Consider the following 20,078-nt stretch of genomic DNA (forward strand, 5'->3'; position numbering starts at 1 on the left):
ATGACAACATTTTCTTTGTCAATGTCGATATCGCCCGGACCTGTAAATTTGACGATTCTCAGTAGCAGTATAAATTACGGGGTGAAAAAAACGTTTGCATTTATTTCAGGTGCAACGATTGGTTTTACCTTATTACTCGCTGCCGTTTGTTTTGGTTTATATCAAATTATTGTGAACTATCCTATTTTATTGGATGCCATTACCATTTTGGGCACAGCATTATTGGTTTGGATTGGGTGGAATATTTTTAAAGCCGAAGGTGAAACAATCCAAACGTCCGAACAGGATCACGCTCAAATTCCAAATTTTATGCAAGGTATTTTGATGCAATGGCTGAATCCGAAAGCGTGGATTGCGGCCGTTTCAGGCACCGCTTTATTTTCTGCCTCGCATAATCAATTTTATTTGGCATTGTTTGTGTTGATCTATTTTGTGGTCTGTTATCTCTCTTTGTTTATTTGGGGTGTTGCAGGGCAGAAATTAGCAGGATTTTTAAATATCGGACAACGTGCTAAAGTTTTTAATATGATTATGGGCGCTGTCTTGATCGGAATTTCGTTGCAGATGTGCTGGCAGCATTTTTATTCATGATCTAACTTAATTTATCTGAGTAAATATATCAGAGTCAAATGCTGTTTAAAGGATTTATTTTTGAATATCTGTTTAATTTTTATATAGATTTAGGCATCATCTATTATGGGAAATGATAAACAAACTCAGTTAAGTGAATATGTTTACAGAGTGTATCTAGATTGGTTCTCTGTGGCAAAGGGTGGGCGAAAACAAACACCACTAGAAGGTCTTTATTATTGTACAACTGAATTGAAACAAGAACAGAGAGTTTCTAGTTGGAGTATTGTGCTTAAATTAGGTGAATATTCACAGGAAGCATTATTATGGTTTTTAGTAGATGCACAGCAAAGAGTGGCTATTGGTGATGTTATTGATTTAATGGAAGGTTCACGCTGTGTTGGGCAAGCAATCGTTTATTTGGTTGAGCTACAAAACATGTTGAATTTTTGGTTTGAAACATGTCAGATATGTGATGGTCAAGGGCGTTTAGTTTTATATATGGATGAAAAATATCATCGTCCGATTTTATGCTGTGATGAGTGTGATTTGGTGGTGAATTTACACAATCAAGAAAAATTGCATATAAGACAAGTGAAATTAGGGCATATAACTTTGGCGGATATTGGAAAATACAAGTTGGAACAATACGCACGTCACATATATAAAAAATAATAAAATATTTAGAAATATTTGGTATATTTTTACTCATAAACCTCGCTATTTGATGCCAAAATCATCATTTTGATCTAAAAATTAAGATTTCTGGAAATAAAATACAAAATCACCTTGTAGATGAATATCGTGCAAATAATTTAACATTTACTGTGGCAACACGTTTATATAATCGTTTTAGACGTGTATCAGGGCGAGTGATTGATGTTAGATATCTAATTGAAAATAAAGAATATGCAGAATATGTTGTACAACAAGCACTTGTAACTAATGACTTAGAATTAAAAGAAATATCAGAACAATTGTCCAAGCTTATTTATCTTGAAATTACACCTGTAAAAAACTCAGAAGATGAACTTTATGATCGATATGCCGCAGAAGTCACCGAGGAAGAAATTTATAAAGCACAAGTTCCTCATCACTATATTGGTGCACTCAGATAGTTTTTTTTGCATAATTTTAATTCTAAATTTCAAATTTAGCGTTAAAATTATGCTAAATGCAGGCAGCTATATATTGATTAAAACAAGTTAGATTGAGTGGCTTAAAAAGTTAACCTGCATATTCTTATATAAATCTACCACTCATTCTCATTTCCCAAATACCACTTATTCCTGTTCCTAGTAGAGTACTAGGAGAAGCCTGTCGACACATCGCCAAAATCTATACAAGCAGTAAAGACTTTCCTTTTAAGCTAGTCGAAAATTAATCCAAAAAAAAGCCCACACAATCGAGGGCTTTTTTACATCAGATGATATTTTTAGCGACCAAAGATCAAACTAAATAAGTACCCAACACCTTCATCTTTCATACCATTAGCAATATGAAAAGCAATAGCTAAACAGATGATGACCGTTCCATAGAAAAACAGGTACGGTGCTAAAACACCTTTGAATTTCTTTTCCATTTGATCATGTAATGTGTATTTGATCGGAGCGGAACTTTGATCACGACTATTATCACTTGGAGTATCACGATCATCTGACTGAATAAGATTGCGCTCTCTAGGAGCAACACCCTGATCCCAAGAATATTCTTTAAGTTTTAACTTGTTTACTAGGTATAAAATATCATCACTAGCAAGACTAATCCCCTTGGTATGGAGTCTAGACAAAGTATCCACTGAATTGGCAATATCGGTAACATAAAACCACTTTCTTACCGAATGAGACAAATCCATTTGCGTACTAGATAACTCATTCAGGATGATGCAACCACTAATAAAACCTAAGTTTTGGTCGGTAAACAATTCAGCACTTTTGAACCACTCTAAAACAGCAAATCTGTTCTTCCGAATCTGAACAAATGGATTAATCTGAGAGCCACCCTGAACCTCAAGTTCACCATTAATCTGCCATTCCCCATTTTCCGACCCAACCAGATTGCCGGAATAGTTTTTTAGGTCAATAACAATGATTGCTTCCTTGGTGAAAGCAATAACATCAACTTCTTGACCTGACCACATTGTGTTATAGAACAAATAAATCCAATCTTCACTATTACCCCAATGAAGCTTCAATTGGGTTAATAAGTCTTCAAACATTTTTTGTTCATTTTTCAGGTGGCTAACATCACCATAATACGCATGAATAGTCATTATTAATCCTCATCCGTATAAAACAAAACTTCACCGCATTTAGCACAAGAGTTGCGAATTTTGTAAGTATTGTTTTTTAACGCATATCTGCGAATTGATGTACTTTCGCAAAAACAGCATTTCACAATATTTGTAGTCACAACACATTGAGGATATTCAGTCTTATACCATTCAAGTGTTTGGGTGTTACGAACAAAGCGCTGTCTCTGCCACCCAATTTGCCCAATTGTTCCGTGGTAATGGAAATACAATCCTGCTAGAGAGAAAACACCACCCCAAACCAAAAAGAACAAACCAGAATTACCACCCATCAACACGTAGTTATAAATTAACGCCGTGAAACCCACCGTCATAAAAAGACCAGTGAATATACTTGAAAAAATCACCTTCTCATTCCACCTAAAGTTAAAAAATACTGCTTTCAATTAATTTCTAATAACAAATCCAAAATAATCACATCAACCCAATACTTCTAATTTTCGAGCAATACATTGGTTGATTATAAGTCAAGTTGCGAAAAATTATGGTTTGAGCAATTTCATGATCCAACTATAGCTGATTACTTGACTCTTCAGTACACCAAAGACCTTAAAGAATGAAATTTTACAGGTATGTTTACGTACTGATATTTTTAGAATTTAGCTATATTGCTGATGCTGTAATGGATCAAATTTTACATAGGTCCTACGAATTAGAGATTAAAGGAAAATCATACAGAGAAAAAATTTACGCTGACAAAGGCAATAACTAAATTTTTTGATTAAAGTAGCCTACTAGGAATAAGAATGACTGGTAGGCCATATATAGGAATGAGTGGCTGATTAATCCAGTAATTTGCAGTTAACCTCAATATTGAACTCAGGAATTCGTATGAATAATATCTATAAAATCAGTTGTATTTTTCTATTTTCAATCAGTTGCATGTCGGCTTTTGCAACTGAGGAAAATATTTATCGTGGTTTAGGGAAGGGAGCTGCTCAATTTCCTGATTTTAAAACTTTACAGCAAAAAGGTTTAATTCCAAATAAACCGACTGTTTCACGAGCGGATTATAATGATGTGTATCAGTTTAAAAAACCGTATCAATTTTTAGGTCAGAATTTTGTTTTATTGTTTGATGAATATATGTCTGAATATGCGGGTTGTTGTGTGAATGAAGGTTGGGGCGCTATTTTTGCCAAAGCTTCTGATTTAAAGCAGATTCAACAGTTTGCTCAAAGAAATCAATGTAAAATTGAAAAAATGGATTTGGACAGCAAATATTATTATGGTTATGAAGTTAAAAAATTAGCTAAAAACAAGGAATATTATGAGCTATCTTGTCGAGAAAATGATGTTGAATAGAAAATCATATCAATGCTATGGCGATGATTGAACCGTCTTATATTGATATTGCAACACTCAATAGTTTTGGTTCTAAATACGAAGTGAGCAGAGGTTGCTTGTGTACAAGATTGACTATTTTTAAGAAATATAATTAATTGAAAGTAAAAGATAAATATTAAAAAATTAAATATACTGTTATTTGCCCAAAACTTCATCTGCCAAAGCTGGGACATTTCTGTATAATACGTTGACTTAACGTATAAGGAATCTCTCATGCACTTGGCGGCATTGCATACACCGAGCCAGATTCAACTCAATAAAGATGGAAATTTAAAACATTTCATCACCATCGAAGGTCTTTCCAAAGACACTCTCACCAAAATATTGGACACCGCGGCGTCCTTTTTTAATGATCAAAATCAGCTGATTACCAATAATTTATTGGAAGGTCGTACAGTGATGAATTTGTTCTTTGAAAATTCAACACGAACTCGTACTACATTTGAAGCTGCTGCAAAACGCTTGTCAGCAAACGTTTTAAATATTGATATTGCACGTTCAAGTACCTCAAAAGGTGAAACATTACGGGATACTTTGTGGAATCTTGAAGCGATGGCTGCGGATATTTTTGTGGTACGCCATTCTTCTTCAGGTGCAGCACATTTTATTGCTAAAGATGTTTGCCCACATGTTGCAATCATTAATGCAGGTGATGGTCGTCATGCACATCCAACCCAAGCAATGTTGGATATGTTGACCATTCGCCGTGAAACAAAGAAAAAATTTGAAGACATTTCTATTGCGATTATTGGTGACATTAAACATTCACGTGTTGCACGTTCTGATATTGCCGCATTGCAAACTTTAGGGTGTAAAGATATTCGTGTGGTTGCGCCGAATACTTTGTTGCCACATGGCTTCAATCATTATGGTGAAGGCGTTCGTCTATTTAACAAAATGGATGAAGGCATCAAAGATTGTGATGTGATCATTACTTTGCGTATTCAAAACGAACGGATTGATTCACCTGCGTTATCGTCACAAGCTGAATTTTATAAAATGTACGGTTTGAACAAAGAGCGCTTGGCTTTGGCAAAACCCGATTGTATCGTGATGCATCCTGGTCCAATGAATCGTGGTGTTGAAATTGATTCAAGTATTGCAGATGGTGCACAGTCGGTGATTTTACATCAGGTCACCAATGGTATTGCAGTGCGAATGGCAGTGTTGGCATTGTCGATGCAAGGTCAGTTGCAAGAGCAAGGTTTGTTAGATGTGATCGCGGGTTAAGGTGAAAGTCATGTGTATTGTAAAAATTGAAAATGTCCGCGTCTTAGATCCCATCAAAAAAACAGACAGCGTAGACACTGTATTTATTGAAAATGGTCAATTATTAACGACACGTCCTGACCAAAGCCAAATTACGGAAGTCATTGATGGGCAAGGGAAATGGCTGATGCCAACCATGGTTGATTTGTGTGCACGTTTGCGTGAACCAGGTCAACAGCAACATGGTACATTAAAGTCAGAAGGTAAAGCCGCACGTGAAAACGGTATTCTTCATGTGTTTACCCCACCTGATTCAAAGCCGATTGTACAAGACAATGGGGCTTTGATTCATGGCTTAGTAGAAAAAGCCATGTTGGATGGCGGGATCTATTTACAAGTCATAGGTGCGCAAACGCAAGGTTTACTCGGCAAACAACCTGCAAATATGGCAGGATTGAAAAAAGGTGGATGTACAGCAGTTTCAAATGCTTATGCAACATTTGAAGACGATGATGTGGTGATTCGTACTTTAGAATATGCCGCAGGTTTGGACATGACCGTGGTGTTTTATGCAGAAGAGCATGAAATTGCCAAAGATGGTTGTGTGCATGAGGGTTTTATTGCATCTCGTCAAGGCTTGCCGATGATTCCTGCTTTGGCTGAAACGGTTGCGATTGCAAAATATCTGTTGATGATTGAAGCAACAGGCGTAAAAGCCCATTTTGGTCTACTTTCAAGTGGTGCATCTGTTGAATTAATTAAAAATGCCAAAGCCAAAGGTTTACCTGTCACTGCCGATGTTGCGATGCATCAATTGCATTTAACCGATGAGCTTATTGATGGTTTTAATTCTTTGGCACATGTACGCCCACCATTACGTTCAGAACAAGACAAACAATTGTTACGTCAAGCTGTAAAAGATGGCGTAATTGATGCGATTTGTACGCATCATGAACCTTTAAGTGGTTCGGCAAAACTTGCCCCTTTTGCTGAAACGCAACCAGGAATGACAGCCTTTGATAGTTATGTTTCTTTCGGTGTGCAATTGGTGGAAGAAGGCTTATTTACCCCACTAGAATGGGTTGAAAAAGTGACCATTGCACCTGCACGAGTGGCAAATATGACTGAAACTTGGCAGCAACAAGCAGGTTTGGTTTTAGTTGATCCTGAACTTAAATGGTCAATCAATAAAGACAGCATTTTGTCGCATGGTAAAAATACCCCTTTAATTGATCAAACCATTAAAGGTAAAGTGGTTAAAACTTTTATTGCTTAATGCCATTCGATGTATTTCACAAGAGTTTTAAATAAGCTCTTGTGAAAATGCACAATTTTTAAATGTTTTGTTTTTATTTGTCTGCTTTTATTCCTGCCACAATTAAGTCAATAACTGAATCGGCATAATTTTTTAAAGCCTATTTCATCCTCAGGTTGGGCTAGAAATCTTAATGCACCTTGTGTAATGATGGCCACCAAGTTGCGACTTGTATTTTCATCGTCTAAATTTGCTCGAAAAATACCTAATTTTAAGCCATGTTTTAAATAATTGAAGCTAAACGTTTCACAATATCTGTGAAAGCCTTTTGAGGATAACCATGTTCGGAAAACTCTAAAAAAGCAGCGTTGAGACTATAGGCTTGCAATTATAAGCGTTGCCCTTCGGCAAGACTTAAATGTATCGTTTCAGACATAGGCGAAAAGTACCAAAAAATAATTCAAACTGTCCAACAATGGAAATTGACAAGCTATTCTGTTTTTGACATGGTACTCCTATTGTTTGTATTTTAAGCGTTTTATGATGGATCAACACAAAAATAACAGTAATGGGCAAAATTTTTATAAAATCATTATTGTTGGGGGCGGCTTTGCGGGTTTAGGTGCGGCAATTAAGCTCAAAGAAGCAGGGATTAAAGATTTTATTCTGCTAGAAAAAGCCTCAGAAATGGGTGGGGTATGGCGTGAAAATACCTATCCAGGTTGTGCCTGTGATGTACCATCTGCATTGTATTCTTATTCTTTTGAACAAAATCCATCGTGGTCACGCGTATTTGCACCTCAAGCTGAGATTAAACAGTACTTATTAGATGTGGTTGATAAATATCAAGTCATGCCATATGTCAAATTAAACCATGAAGCCTTAGAAGCAAAATGGTCAGACCAACAACAGTGTTGGATTATTCAGACCAATCATGGTGAATTGCGATCACAGTTTACCATTTTGGCATGTGGCCCAATGCATGAACCTGTATTGCCTAATGTCAACGGTATTCAAGACTTTAAAGGCGAGATTTTTCATTCATCTCAATGGAGACATGATCTTGATTTAACAGGAAAACGTGTTGCAGTAATTGGAACGGGTGCTTCAGCATTGCAATTTGTGCCACAGATTCAGCCTAAAGTACAACAATTAACCGTATTTCAGCGCACTGCACAGTGGGTTTTGCCAAAATCGGACATGCCACTGCTTGCTCCTGTACGTGCGATGTTTAAATTATTACCTTTGACGCAACAACTGATGCGTGGTTCGGTCTATGGAATTTTTGAAACCATAAATGGTGGTATTCAAAGTCCTGCTGCAATGAAACAATTCCAAAAGCTTGCCAAATGGCATTTAAATTTTCAAATTAAAGATCCTGTGCTACGTGAAAAATTAACGCCGAATTTTATTATTGGTTGTAAGCGTATTTTACAATCAAATCATTGGTATCCTGCACTTGCTCAAAAAAATGTGGATGTGATCGCAAGTGGATTAACTGAAGTTAAAGGGAATCGCTTAATTGCAAAAAATGGTGAAAGCTGTGAAGCTGATGTGATCATTTTAGGAACAGGGTTTGAAATTGCAGAACCACCGATTGCCAACCGTGTTTATAATCGTTTTGGGCAAAAAATGTCAGATGTCTGGCAAGGTAGCCCAGAAGGTTATATGGGGACAATGGTTGAAAATTGCCCGAATGGTTTCTTAATGTTTGGTCCTAATGTTGCTGTGAGTTCATCGGCATTTATTATTATTGAAGCACAACTGAATTACATTATGGATGCTTTGAAACAAGCGATTCGGTTAAATATTCAAACCATTGAACCAAACCCAGTAATTAGCCGGCAATTTAATGAGAAAGTACAGGCAGCATTACAGTCAACTGTGTGGAATAAAGGGGGGTGTCAAAGTTACTTTATTGACCGTAATGGGCGTAATAGTACGGTGTGGCCGTGGACAACCTTTAAGCTGCGTGAAAAAATGAAACAATTTAATTTATCGGAGTATTTGATTGATTACACGCCTGACACAAAAAATTCACACCTATAGAAACAATATAAATAGAACGATATAAGCAAAGTGCAGATTTAATCAATAAGGGTTGCATTTTTCGTGCAAAGCTATGTTCAATTCGTTCGCAGCTCATAATGCTGAGGACATATTTTTTGTACTTTTACAATCTTTTTTAGATGACTTACTGGTTGATGGAAAATGGACATTTTCACTAGTTTATCGGGAATTTTGGCATATTTTGTCCTGTGGTGATGAAAACTTATACCGTACATTCAAGAGGTAAAATAAAAAGTCAATTGAGGAATGTATGTCATTAAAAGGAAAAACTGTATTTATTACAGGTGCGAGTCGTGGTATAGGGCGTGAAATAGCATTACGTGTCGCAAAAGATGGTGCCTATGTGGTCATTGCTGCTAAATCTACAGAAGAGCATCCAAAATTGGGTGGTTCAATTTATACCGTTGCCAAAGAGGTCGAAGAAGCAGGTGGTCGAGCACTTGCAATTGCGTTAGATGTGCGTGACCAAGCGCAAGTTGTGCAAGCGATGCAGCAGGCAGCGGAACATTTTGGTGGTATTGATGTGGTGATTAATAATGCAGGTGCAATTAAACTTTCCGGAGTCGAGTCACTAGATCCAAATCGCTTTGACTTGATGTATCAAATTAATACTCGTGCGGTTATGGTGTGTAGCCAAGCGGCATTGCCTTATTTGAAAAAAAGTGAAAACCCACATATTTTAAATCTTTCTCCGCCGTTAAATTTGGATGAACAGTGGTTTGCAAGCTATGCACCGTATACCATTACCAAATATGGCATGAGTATGTTGACCATTGGCATGAGTCAGGAATTTGCCCATTATGGTATCAGTGTCAATTCATTATGGCCAAGAACGATTATTGCGACCGCTGCTGTTGAATTTACCGTTGGGGGCAAACAACTTTTTAATCAAGCACGCTTACCAACGATTATGGCAGATGCAGCATATGCCATTTTAACGAGCGAAAAACGTGCGATCAGTGGGCGTTTAATGATTGATGAAGATATATTACGCGAAAAAGGAGTGGCAGATTTTGCTCAATATCGCTATACAGATACTGATGACGAATTAATGGTTGATTTATTTGTAGAAAAATAGCCTAAGAACGCATAGAAATCTCGACTCTTATTGCGTAGAGAGCAAGCGCGTAGAGATGCGCTTTGCTTTTTTAAATCTGGATGTTGAAATAAAAATGTACAAATACGTTGAAAAGCTATTTTTATGCTACATAAGGATAAATTTTAACATTGGAAAATAGTCGAAAAAGGTAGATGATATATGAAGGTTTATTGACAATTGTTCTATACTGACGATGACGCAAGCCATATCAGTGATGTCAATAAATCCGAATATGTTGATGACAACATTGTTCTTAAAGTCAAAATAACAGGTGAGATTTAACTTCGTGTTTGAACTGGATTGCAAACTACTCAGCATTTTTTATTATATTTATAAATTTAAAAGTGTTTCTTTGGCAGCAGACCATTTAGAAATGAGTCAGCCCACGGTGAGTAATATCCTCAATAAAATACGTGCACATTATAATGATCCATTATTTTTGCGTATTGGCAATGAAATGGTGCCCACTGAGTTGTCGAAGCAATTATTCCCATTGGTCAGTGAAGCATTGAGTAAAGTTGAAATTATTAATAATTTTACAGTGGATTTTGATCAAGAAGCGTCGCATCAACAATTTACGATTGCGATGACTGATGTCTCGCATTTGGTCTTATTGCCGAAAATATCGCAATATCTCAAAGCACATGCGCCGCATGTTAAACTCAATGTGCGTGCAATCACCACTGAAACCAGTTATCAAATGGCAAATGGTGAGATTGATCTCGCGATTGGTTTTTTACCACATTTGGAAAATGGTTTTTATCAGCAAAAATTATTTGAGCAGTTTTATGTTGTGATTGCTTCGAAGGATCATCAACGTTTGAATAATCAAAATATTTCTGTTGAACAATATTTGAATGAATCACACATTGATATTGATGCGGGCATTGGACATTATCATATTGAAAATGAGCTACATAATTTAGGCTTAAAACGTAATATTTTGATGCGTATTCCGAGTTATTTGGGTGTGGGTTTGGTGGTGCAAGATACAGATTCAATCGCCACTGTGCCGTATTATTTAAGTCAGGTCTTATTATCGCGTGGTAATCTGCAAATTTTACCTGCACCGATTGCTTTTCCAACCTATTCGATTAAACAGTATTGGCATATGTCTTGCCATCATAAAACCAGTCATCAGTGGTTGCGACACATGTGTTATGAAATTTTTAGTCAAGTTAATTCGATGCCTTTGCCGAGTCAATTACTGAATGTTGCGCGAGACTAAGGCTGAAAAAACCTCATCATTTTGCATGATTCAGTGATGATGTCTAACTCGAAGTTAATTCGCTTGGAGCTCAGATTCAGTTAATTTGTCGGGTGTCATGAGTGCTTGATTTACATAGAGTTTGATCAGGCGTTCACGAGAACCAATTGACTTTTGGTAATGTGTTGAATTTAAAAGTAAGGATGCACCATACGTCACTGTCCAAATATATGAAAGATAATCTCGGATGGACATGATGCTATTTAATGATTTTAAATGATCTGCAAATAAATCACGAATTTCTAAAATCCGCGCTTCACGAACTTGATATAATTCTTCAAATAAGTCTTTGAGTTTACGCTCATTATTGGTTAGGCGTTCTTCGATGACATGCAATAAGATTGTACGATTTGAATTCAGCATGTTGTAAAGCATATATTGCGATACATAGGTTTTAATATCATGATTGTAGTTTTTAGAAATTTCTAATAAGCGTTTTTCGTTAAGAATAATTAGCTCTAAATACAACTGGTTTTTGCTTTTAAAATGTTTATAGATGGTGCCTTTGGCAATATCTAACTCTGCCGCCAATTCAGCAAGGGTAATATCTTGGTTATTATCGAGTAAAAGGGTTTCTGCCATGGCTAAAATTTTCTCTTTTCTGAGTAGAAAATTTTGTTGGCGAACTGTACTCATTTAAATAGTTCCAAATTATGGATAAAGAACGAAAATGAATTATAACAGGTATTCATTGTCTTGAATAAAACTATAGTCTAGTTTTATTCAATAATTTTCAGTTTTAGAAGTAAAAATCACGTAAATATTCAATATCCTACTTTCTCGAATTATTTGTCAATAAAACTGAACCTATGAGGTCAATATCTTGGAATAAAATTCCATTTTTAATCGATTTCATTTATTGTTTTTGACAATCTAAAACTTGCAAAAGTTTTGAAGACACAAGATGTGTTATGCAATTTAGGATTATCATCACTTCTTGGCTATGATCTTGGTTCAGGCATTTGTAACTGCAAAGCTGTTGATATGATGATTTAAAAGTTGATATTTCAAGTAATTTGAAATATCCCCAGTGATGATTTTCACCGATTTTTATTATGTAAAAAGGCTTCTAATCATAAGGAAGTCTGCAAAAAGGAATGCGACATGCCTATCTATAATGCACCGCTTAAAGACATGGATTTTATTTTAAATGATGTGTTTAAAGCGGAACAATTTTGGCAAAACAATGAAAATTTAGCGCATTTGGACATGGCAACAGCCAATGCGATTTTGGAAGAAATGGCTAAATTTTCGAAGAATGTCATTCTTGATTTAAACCGTTCAGCAGATGAAGACGGCGGTGCACAGTTCAATCAAGGTGTGGTTACAACACCAAAAGGTTTTAAAGAAGCATTTCAACAATTTGCAGATGGTGGTTGGGTTGGCTTAGGTGCAAATGAAGCATGGGGCGGTCAGGGCATGCCTAAAATGCTGACTGTACTTGCAGATGAAATGATTTGGAGTACTAATCCATCATTTATGTTGTATCCACTGTTGACTGTGGGTGCAGGCATGGCAATTGATCAAGCAGCATCTGAAGAACAAAAAGCGACTTATTTACCGAAGTTTTATACAGGTGAATGGTCAGGTACCATGTGTCTGACTGAGCCGCATTCAGGCACAGACCTCGGGATTATCAAAACCAAAGCTGAACCGAATGAAGATGGTTCTTATAACATCACGGGCACTAAAATCTTTATTACCAGTGGTGAACATGACTTGTGTGAAAACATTATTCACCTTGTTTTAGCAAAAACACCAAATGCGCCTGCGGGTTCTCGCGGTATTTCGCTCTTTATTGTGCCGAAATTTTTAGTGAACCAAGATGGTTCCTTGGGTGAGCGTAATACTTTAGGTGCAGGTTCGATTGAACATAAAATGGGCATCAAAGGCTCGGCAACCTGTGTGATGAATTTTGATGCTGCTAAAGGCTTTATGGTGGGTAAAGAAAATCAAGGCTTGGCAGCCATGTTTATCATGATGAACTATGAGCGTTTGTCGATGGGGATTCAGGGCATTGGTGCATCTGAATATGCCTATCAAAATGCAGCACAATATGCGACGGATCGTTTACAAGGTCGTGCCGCTACAGGTGCGAAATCTCCTGAAAAACCTGCTGACTCTATTTTAGTACACGGGGATGTACGCCGTATGTTATTGAATGTACGTGCTAATAATGAAGCTTCTCGTGCATTTGCAGTCTATGTAGGGCAGCAATTGGATATTACCAAGTTTTCAACCGATGCCGAAGCTGTGCGTAAAGCCAATGACCGTGTGGCATTGTTAACGCCGATTGCTAAAGCTTATTTAACTGATAAGGCACTCGATTCTGCATTAGAAGCACAAATGTGTTTCGGTGGTCATGGTTATATCCGTGAATGGGGGATGGAACAGTGTATTCGTGACTTACGTATTTCACAGATTTACGAAGGGACGAATGGCGTTCAAGCCATTGATTTGATTGGTCGTAAAACCATTAAGTCAAATGGTGCTTTTATTGCGGAATATATTGCGGAAATTCGTGAGTTTGCAGCTGTAATGGATGATGCTTTAAGCATTAAAGCTGCCACTTTAGATGTGTGTAATCAAGTTGAATCATTGACGCAGTTTATTCTTGGGCAAGCGAAGGCGAATCCTGATTTTTCAAATGCAGTTGCTGTCGATTATTTACATGCTGTTGGCTTGTTGAGCTTCACTTATATGTTTGCTCGTATTGCTCAGGCAGCACAGGCGAAGTCGGAAAGCTTCTATCAGAATAAACTCGTGTTAGCGCAGTATTATGTCGCGAAAGTATTGCCTGATTTGGCTGCGCGTATTCAGCGTGTCCAAGCAGGTGCAGAGTTAGTTATGCAGTTACCTGAAGACTATTTTACAGCGCAGGCGTGATAAGTTTTTAGCTGAGGCATAAGTTTGTAATGAGAGTTCCTTCTCTCGCGCTGTATAAGGCTTAGGGAAAAGGTTAGGATGAGGAGAATTGTACATAAATAAAATTCTCCCTCCTGAGAAACGACGTTTTTCATCCTGAAAGGAGAGGGAACGATTATTACCTGTGTAATACTCTTATCAGTACTTACAATAATTTATTTGAAACATGATTCAAGATTAATCATGGACAGTTTTGAGTGAGTACGCTTGCTCAAAATGCATAACAAAATTGAAAATAGATGGAATAGGTAGATAACAATGATTGTAATTGTAGACGCAGTACGTACCGCGATGGGCGGTTTTCAAGGTGCATTATCGGCATGTAGCGCACCTGATTTAGGTGCAGTAGCCATTAAAGAAGCGGTTGCACGAGCAGGTTTACAACCGACAGATATTGATGAAGTGATTTTTGGTTGTGTGCTTCCTGCAGGTTTAAAACAAGGTCCTGCACGCCAAGCCATGCGTCAGGCAGGTTTACCTGATACAACAGGTGCAACCACTATTAATAAAATCTGTGGTTCAGGCATGAAAGCGGTCATGCAGGCAGCAGATGCAATTAAAGCGGGTTCGGCAAATATCGTGGTTGCAGGAGGCATGGAGTCGATGTCTAATGCCCCTTATTTGTTGGACAAAGCCCGTGCAGGCTATCGTATGGGGCATGGTAAAGTCACAGATCATATGTTCCAAGAAGGTCTGGAAGATGCGGAAACGGGCCTTTCTATGGGTATTCTTGCACAAGAAATGGCAGATAAAAAAGGCTATACGCGTGAACAACAAGATGCTTATGCCATTAGTTCTTTGAATAAAGCTGTTGAAGCAGTTCAGAATGGTTATTTCAAAGCTGAAATCGTGCCTGTTACTGTGTCTTCACGTAAAGGGGATGTGGTTATTGAGCAAGATGAACAGCCTTTAAATGCCAAAGTTGATAAAATCCCAACATTACGTCCTGCATTTAAAAAAGATGGAACAATTACCGCAGCGAATGCCAGTTCAATTTCAGATGGTGCATCGGCTTTGGTGGTCACCTCTGAAGAGCTTGCTGCTGAACGTGGTTTAAAACCATTGGCAAAAGTTGTGGCATATGCAACCAACTCGCAGCATCCATCTGAGTTTACTATTGCACCTGTAGGCGCAATTGAAAAAGTGTTGAAGCAAACAGGTTGGACTGCTGAAGAGGTTGATCTTTGGGAAGTGAATGAAGCGTTTGCGATGGTGGCAATGCTTGCAATCGATGGTTTTAATTTAGATCGTGAAAAAGTCAATATCAATGGTGGTGCATGTGCACTCGGTCATCCATTAGGTTCTTCGGGTTCTCGTATTATTGTCACTTTGATTCATGCTTTAAAACGTACAGGTGGCAAAAAAGGGATTGCATCCTTATGTATTGGTGGCGGTGAAGCAACTGCGATTGCGATTGAGCTTATTTAATCGTTTTTCTATATAGATTTAAAACTCAAGATGAATCAACATCCTTGTGCGCAAGGGTGTTGGATAGTGACATGCAATATTTTTATTTTTTTTGTATTTTGAGATTTTTCAATGATTAACGGTTTAGAGCGTATTCGCTGTGCAGCATTGCACGAAAAAGTCATGTCTGTAGAAAAGGCGATTTCATTCATTCAAGATGGTGCAGTGGTCGGTTTAAGTGGTTTTGGTGGTGCAGGTGAAGCAAAAACAGTACCACTTGCCTTGGCAGATTATGCACAAAATCATCCAATGAAGATTACTTTGGCAACAGGTGCAAGTTTGGGCAATCGCATTGATGGGCGTTTAAATGATGCTCATGCTTTGGCACGCCGTTATCCTTACCAAGCTGATCCAACTTTACGTAAAGCCATTAATAATGGCGAAGTGATGTATATCGATCAGCATTTGTCAGAACTGGCCGATAATATTCGTCATAAAAACCTACCGAAAATCAATGTCGCTGTGGTTGCTGCAACAGCAATTACTGAAGATGGACAAATTATTCCTACAGGTTCATGCGGTAACTCAGCAAATTTCATTGAAATGGCAGATCATGTGATTATTGAAATTGACAATACCATTAGCCCTGTACTTGAGGGTGTGCATGATATTTACTTGCCAAAAGCACGTCCACATCGTGATCCGATTCCTTTAACTGCGGCAGGTGAGCGTATTGGCACAGTGGGGATTCATGTTGACCCAAGTAAAATCTCAGCCATTGTGATGAATGATTTGCCTGATACCTCATTTAAAATGGATGAGGCAGATGATGAAACGCTTGCGATTGCGAAACATTTGGTTCATTTTTTTGAAAATGAAGTAGCAGTGGGACGTTTACCTGAAAATTTAGGTCCGCTACAGTCGGGTGTTGGTTCAATCGCTAATGCGGTGTTTGCAGGTTTTGAACACTCTAATTTTCATGATCTAGAAATGTATTCGGAAGTTTTACAGGACTGTACTTTTAAATTAATCGATTCAGGGAAAATGAAGTTTGCTTCAGGCTGTTCGATGACCTTGTCGGATGAATGTGCCAAACGTGTCATGAATAATTTTGAGCAATACAAAGATAAAATTGTACTGCGCCCGCAGGAGCTTTCCAATAATCCTGAAATTATTCGCCGTTTAGGTATTATTGCGATTAATACCGCACTTGAGTTTGATATTTATGGCAATGTCAATTCAACCCATGTCACAGGTACTAAAATGATGAATGGTATTGGGGGGTCAGGTGATTTCACTCGCCATGCGCATTTAGCAATTTTTGTGACGAAATCTATTGCTAAAGGTGGCGCGATTTCCTCAGTTGTGCCGATGGTCAGTCATTGTGATCATGCTGAACATGATATTGATGTTTTAGTTACAGAGCAGGGCTTAGCAGATTTGCGTGGTCTTGCACCACGTGAGCGTGCATTAAAAATTATTGAGAAATGTGCGCATCCAAGTTATCAGGCTGATTTGCTGAGTTATTTTGAACGAGCATGTGCGTTGGGTGGTCAAACTCCACATGTTTTGCGTGAAGCTTTGGCTTGGCATGCGCAGTTTGAAGAAACAGGCAGTATGAAGTCAGCTTGAAGGTTTTAGTCATTCCTATTTTTTTATCCATAAATTAAAAAGCCGCATCATCATCGTGATGCGGCTTTTTAATAATATAGTTTGAATATTTTGAGTAAAAATCATACACTATTGTTTTTATATAATTGATTTAAAAGGTATTATTTTGAATAAATTCTTCATTTTGTGTTTAGTTATTTTAACAGTAAGTGCTGCAAATGCTCATTCTGGTGGTACCAACTCACAAGGTTGTCATACCAATAGTAAAACGGGCGATCATCATTGTCATTAAGTTAAAAAAGCAGGAAAAAATCCTGCTTTTTTAATAATCTATCAAAAAAGAAAAGAATTTTCTTTAATCCGCACGACGCCAAATGGTGCCTTGACGAGTATCTTCCAAAACCACACCTTGATCTAACAATGACTGACGAATGGCGTCGGCTTTGGTAAAGTCTTTGGCTTTTTTTGCATCAACACGTTGTTGAATAAAATCGGCAATTTGCTCTTCAGATAAAGCCAATGCTTCTTGACCAATATCTGACTTTAAGAACTCATCTACATCATGTTGTCCTAAGCCTAAAATATCGCTGAGGTAACGCAAAGTCGAGTAGTACAGTGCAGACTGTTGTGCATTTTCTTCTTTTACGGCACGGTTTAATTCTCTAATCACTTCAAATAACACGGCAAGTGCTTCTGAAGTATTAAAGTCATCACGCATAGCCGTATTAAAGCGTTCAACCAAATTTGTTTCTAAAGTTTCAACAACAGTATTGCCATACACTTGTTCATAGGCTTTAAAAGCATGATAGAAACGAGTTAAGGCATTTTTCGCTTCTTTGAGTGCAAAATCAGAGAAGTTGACAGGGCTACGATAGTGCGAAGATACGATAAAGTAGCGAATCACTTCAGGGTGGAATTTTTCCATCACATCACGAATGGTAAAGAAATTGCCTAAAGACTTTGACATTTTCTCGCCATCAACATTAATGAAACCAACATGCATCCAATAATTGACATATTGTTCGCCTGTAGAGGCTTCCGATTGGGCAATTTCATTTTCATGATGTGGGAAGGTTAAATCTGAACCACCACCGTGAATATCGAAATGATTGCCTAAGCAACAGGTCGACATTGCTGAGCATTCAATATGCCAACCTGGACGACCGTTGCCCCACGGTGAAGCCCATGATGGTTCATTTTCTTTGGCATGTTTCCAAAGGACAAAGTCAAACGGATGTTTTTTCTCGACTTCAATATCGACACGTTCAGAAGCGCCAGCTTGCATATCTTCAAGTTTACGACCCGAAAGACGACCGTATTTGGCAAATTTTTCAACTTCAAAATAGACATCGCCATTATTTGAAGGATATGCTGTGCCATTGTCCACCAAAGAACCAATCATGTTTTGCATTTGGTCGATGTAGTCTGTTGCACGAGGTGCTTCATCAGGTTCAGCACAGCCCAAGCGTGCTGCATCATCATTCATTGCGGTAATAAAACGATCGGTCAAAGCAGTAATGCTTTCGCCATTTTCATTGGCACGTTTAATAATTTTGTCGTCAATGTCGGTAATGTTACGCACATATTTGACTTGCCAACCCTGACTACGCAAAAAACGGATAATGTAGTCAAATGCAACCATCACACGCGCATGTCCAATATGACAGTAATCATAAACTGTCATACCACAGACATACATGTCGATCTGTCCTTCTTTACGGGGTACAAATTCAACTTTTTTACGTTGCTCAGAATTGTAAAGAACAAAAGGTTGCATAGTGCTTCTAAATGCTTCATTAAAATGGTGGTTCATCTTAACCTAAGCATTTTTTTTCATAAAGTTAAAATCAAAAGAAAGATGAGTTTTTGATTAAGTTTTTAGGTAAATGATTTTTAAGGATGAATATTATTGCAACAATAACGAATTTTGTCGCTGAACGAGGCATGGGGAGATTCGAGGTATTGATATTTGTTGCCTAAAACAATAGTGAGAATGAAAAATTAAATTACCAACCCAATTTTACTTCCGCTATGCATCAACCAATGTTAAATGATCAATATTAATCTAAGTTAAAATCTAATTTTAGATATTTTAATATTTATCTCAAATTAAATTCAATTTTTAAGAAAGATAATTGGTGATCTAATAATTTATTTTATTATTATATTTCAATTGTTTGAAATGTATTACAAATCATCTTTATTAAGTTCAGCAACTGTATACATTAAAAATCTTTCAAGATTTTTAAACATGTGATAATTGCCATCAAAGAACACCCATATTCTAGGCTCTTCATACCCAGCAACCCACTCTAGGTATGTTTCATTAGTATCAAATGGATCAAAACCAAAAATAGAAATTTTTGAAAATCCAACTGTTGCTGGCGGCACAAAATCCCAATTTTCTATTCTAAGATTTATATTTTCAACTAAATGCTCAATATTTTGGTGGTTATTAATTTCATCAAGACTTAGCCATGTTTGCAAGAGAAAAGCATCTTCCCATTTACCAACAAAATTAAATCGTTCAACAAGCATTGGGCTTAAGTTCCTTAAACCACCATCTAATGTTTTAATCTTTAGAGTATTATTACCAACTTTATGTAGTATTTGCTCATTCGAAACATCGCTTTCATTTATCATTTTTAAATTTAATAGTAGTTTTTGAATCTTACTCATTAAGCGCCTCCGTAATGTTTTAAGTCATGTACTACATTGCTTTGATTGCTTCAGTTTTGAATATTTTACTGTATAAATCTTTTGTTTTTGCTCATAGTAAACTTCTAATGAGTATGTTTAGTTTACCAAGTTAAAGCCTCCGTTTTTTTCAGCACACATCATATATCATGAACTTGAAAAATCGATAAAACTTATTTCTCTACATAAATTATGCACATTCATTGCTAAGAAAATGAAAATTATACATTTAGAAAATACCTTCGCTGCATAGCTATGATAAAATTGCCAAAATTATTTTTTGCTTGCAGCGAGTGATCCTCTCTGCAAA

The 20,078-nt window shown here is 37.1% G+C and carries 18 protein-coding genes; 13 read left to right on the forward strand and 5 right to left on the reverse strand.

Annotation, left to right across the window (positions count from 1 at the left end):
* The first annotated feature begins 21 nt into the window (after window positions 1-21).
* From G0028_RS08120 to G0028_RS08130, 3 genes are all read left to right on the forward strand, one after another.
* The gene (locus tag G0028_RS08120; protein ID WP_227554790.1) at window positions 22-591 is read left to right on the forward strand and encodes a LysE family translocator; all 570 of its coding nucleotides are present in this window, start codon (window positions 22-24) and stop codon (window positions 589-591) included.
* Between the two features lie 105 nt (window positions 592-696).
* Complete coding sequence (locus G0028_RS08125) at window positions 697-1,245, forward strand: hypothetical protein (protein WP_180047048.1); 549 nt, start codon at window positions 697-699, stop codon at window positions 1,243-1,245.
* Window positions 1,246-1,397: 152 nt separating this feature from the next.
* Window positions 1,398-1,688 carry a hypothetical protein gene (locus G0028_RS08130; protein ID WP_227554791.1) on the forward strand — a complete coding sequence of 97 codons (291 nt, stop codon included), beginning with the start codon at window positions 1,398-1,400 and terminating at the stop codon, window positions 1,686-1,688.
* 317 nt (window positions 1,689-2,005) lie between these two features.
* Here the strand turns inward: G0028_RS08130 and G0028_RS08135 are convergent, their stop codons facing one another.
* Window positions 2,006-2,842 (reverse strand): nuclease-related domain-containing protein, encoded by an 837-nt coding sequence (locus G0028_RS08135; protein ID WP_180047046.1) that lies wholly within the window; start codon window positions 2,840-2,842, stop codon window positions 2,006-2,008.
* Window positions 2,843-2,844: 2 nt separating this feature from the next.
* Window positions 2,845-3,195, reverse strand: coding sequence for a hypothetical protein (locus G0028_RS08140; protein ID WP_218946351.1), 351 nt, complete (start codon window positions 3,193-3,195; stop codon window positions 2,845-2,847).
* Between the two features lie 517 nt (window positions 3,196-3,712).
* Here G0028_RS08140 and G0028_RS08145 point away from each other — a divergent pair.
* The 6 genes from G0028_RS08145 (at window position 3,713) to G0028_RS08170 (ending at window position 11,089) form a co-directional block, all read left to right on the forward strand.
* Window positions 3,713-4,186, forward strand: a complete 474-nt coding sequence (locus G0028_RS08145) for a hypothetical protein (RefSeq protein ID WP_130073801.1) — start codon at window positions 3,713-3,715, stop codon at window positions 4,184-4,186.
* A gap of 255 nt (window positions 4,187-4,441) precedes the next feature.
* The gene (locus tag G0028_RS08150) at window positions 4,442-5,458 is read left to right on the forward strand and encodes an aspartate carbamoyltransferase catalytic subunit (RefSeq protein ID WP_174492846.1); all 1,017 of its coding nucleotides are present in this window, start codon (window positions 4,442-4,444) and stop codon (window positions 5,456-5,458) included.
* Between the two features lie 10 nt (window positions 5,459-5,468).
* A complete protein-coding gene (locus tag G0028_RS08155; protein ID WP_130073799.1) occupies window positions 5,469-6,713 on the forward strand; it encodes a dihydroorotase in 1,245 nt (414 codons plus the stop codon).
* 522 nt (window positions 6,714-7,235) lie between these two features.
* Window positions 7,236-8,741 carry a flavin-containing monooxygenase gene (locus G0028_RS08160; protein ID WP_180047066.1) on the forward strand — a complete coding sequence of 502 codons (1,506 nt, stop codon included), beginning with the start codon at window positions 7,236-7,238 and terminating at the stop codon, window positions 8,739-8,741.
* 271 nt (window positions 8,742-9,012) lie between these two features.
* A complete protein-coding gene (locus G0028_RS08165; RefSeq protein ID WP_180047044.1) occupies window positions 9,013-9,840 on the forward strand; it encodes an SDR family oxidoreductase in 828 nt (275 codons plus the stop codon).
* 307 nt (window positions 9,841-10,147) lie between these two features.
* The gene (locus G0028_RS08170) at window positions 10,148-11,089 is read left to right on the forward strand and encodes a LysR substrate-binding domain-containing protein (RefSeq protein WP_130073796.1); all 942 of its coding nucleotides are present in this window, start codon (window positions 10,148-10,150) and stop codon (window positions 11,087-11,089) included.
* Window positions 11,090-11,143: 54 nt separating this feature from the next.
* Here G0028_RS08170 and G0028_RS08175 read toward each other — a convergent pair whose 3' ends face one another.
* Window positions 11,144-11,764: a TetR/AcrR family transcriptional regulator gene (locus G0028_RS08175; RefSeq protein ID WP_174492843.1), complete on the reverse strand. Its 621-nt coding sequence runs from the start codon at window positions 11,762-11,764 to the stop codon at window positions 11,144-11,146.
* Between the two features lie 468 nt (window positions 11,765-12,232).
* Between G0028_RS08175 and G0028_RS08180 the strand changes: the two genes are divergently transcribed.
* From G0028_RS08180 to G0028_RS08195, 4 genes are all read left to right on the forward strand, one after another.
* On the forward strand, window positions 12,233-14,014 hold the full coding sequence (locus G0028_RS08180; RefSeq protein ID WP_130073794.1) for an acyl-CoA dehydrogenase C-terminal domain-containing protein: 1,782 nt from the start codon (window positions 12,233-12,235) through the stop codon (window positions 14,012-14,014).
* A 291-nt stretch (window positions 14,015-14,305) separates the two neighbouring features.
* On the forward strand, window positions 14,306-15,481 hold the full coding sequence (locus G0028_RS08185) for a thiolase family protein (protein WP_165353061.1): 1,176 nt from the start codon (window positions 14,306-14,308) through the stop codon (window positions 15,479-15,481).
* Between the two features lie 111 nt (window positions 15,482-15,592).
* The gene (locus G0028_RS08190) at window positions 15,593-17,092 is read left to right on the forward strand and encodes a succinate CoA transferase (protein ID WP_174492841.1); all 1,500 of its coding nucleotides are present in this window, start codon (window positions 15,593-15,595) and stop codon (window positions 17,090-17,092) included.
* Window positions 17,093-17,252: 160 nt separating this feature from the next.
* Window positions 17,253-17,363: a YHYH domain-containing protein gene (locus G0028_RS08195; protein ID WP_227554806.1), complete on the forward strand. Its 111-nt coding sequence runs from the start codon at window positions 17,253-17,255 to the stop codon at window positions 17,361-17,363.
* 63 nt (window positions 17,364-17,426) lie between these two features.
* Here G0028_RS08195 and cysS read toward each other — a convergent pair whose 3' ends face one another.
* Both cysS and G0028_RS08205 read right to left on the reverse strand, forming a co-directional pair.
* Window positions 17,427-18,848 carry a cysteine--tRNA ligase gene (gene cysS / locus G0028_RS08200; protein WP_180047039.1) on the reverse strand — a complete coding sequence of 474 codons (1,422 nt, stop codon included), beginning with the start codon at window positions 18,846-18,848 and terminating at the stop codon, window positions 17,427-17,429.
* A 410-nt stretch (window positions 18,849-19,258) separates the two neighbouring features.
* Complete coding sequence (locus G0028_RS08205; protein ID WP_180047037.1) at window positions 19,259-19,750, reverse strand: hypothetical protein; 492 nt, start codon at window positions 19,748-19,750, stop codon at window positions 19,259-19,261.
* Window positions 19,751-20,078: the final 328 nt, after the last annotated feature.

This window comes from Acinetobacter piscicola (assembly GCF_015218165.1).
GTDB classification, from domain to species: Bacteria; Pseudomonadota; Gammaproteobacteria; order Pseudomonadales; family Moraxellaceae; genus Acinetobacter; species Acinetobacter piscicola_A.

Coding starts and splice junctions, on each gene's coding strand:
- G0028_RS08120 (WP_227554790.1), top strand. CDS start 22: ATGTCGATATCGCCCGGACCTGTAAATTTGACGATTCTCAGTAGCAGT.
- G0028_RS08125 (WP_180047048.1), top strand. CDS start 697: ATGGGAAATGATAAACAAACTCAGTTAAGTGAATATGTTTACAGAGTG.
- G0028_RS08135 (WP_180047046.1), bottom strand. CDS start 2,842: ATGACTATTCATGCGTATTATGGTGATGTTAGCCACCTGAAAAATGAA.
- G0028_RS08140 (WP_218946351.1), bottom strand. CDS start 3,195: ATGACGGTGGGTTTCACGGCGTTAATTTATAACTACGTGTTGATGGGT.
- G0028_RS08145 (WP_130073801.1), top strand. CDS start 3,713: ATGAATAATATCTATAAAATCAGTTGTATTTTTCTATTTTCAATCAGT.
- G0028_RS08150 (WP_174492846.1), top strand. CDS start 4,442: ATGCACTTGGCGGCATTGCATACACCGAGCCAGATTCAACTCAATAAA.
- G0028_RS08155 (WP_130073799.1), top strand. CDS start 5,469: ATGTGTATTGTAAAAATTGAAAATGTCCGCGTCTTAGATCCCATCAAA.
- G0028_RS08160 (WP_180047066.1), top strand. CDS start 7,236: ATGGATCAACACAAAAATAACAGTAATGGGCAAAATTTTTATAAAATC.
- G0028_RS08165 (WP_180047044.1), top strand. CDS start 9,013: ATGTCATTAAAAGGAAAAACTGTATTTATTACAGGTGCGAGTCGTGGT.
- G0028_RS08175 (WP_174492843.1), bottom strand. CDS start 11,764: ATGAGTACAGTTCGCCAACAAAATTTTCTACTCAGAAAAGAGAAAATT.
- G0028_RS08180 (WP_130073794.1), top strand. CDS start 12,233: ATGCCTATCTATAATGCACCGCTTAAAGACATGGATTTTATTTTAAAT.
- G0028_RS08190 (WP_174492841.1), top strand. CDS start 15,593: ATGATTAACGGTTTAGAGCGTATTCGCTGTGCAGCATTGCACGAAAAA.
- cysS (WP_180047039.1), bottom strand. CDS start 18,848: ATGCAACCTTTTGTTCTTTACAATTCTGAGCAACGTAAAAAAGTTGAA.
- G0028_RS08205 (WP_180047037.1), bottom strand. CDS start 19,750: ATGAGTAAGATTCAAAAACTACTATTAAATTTAAAAATGATAAATGAA.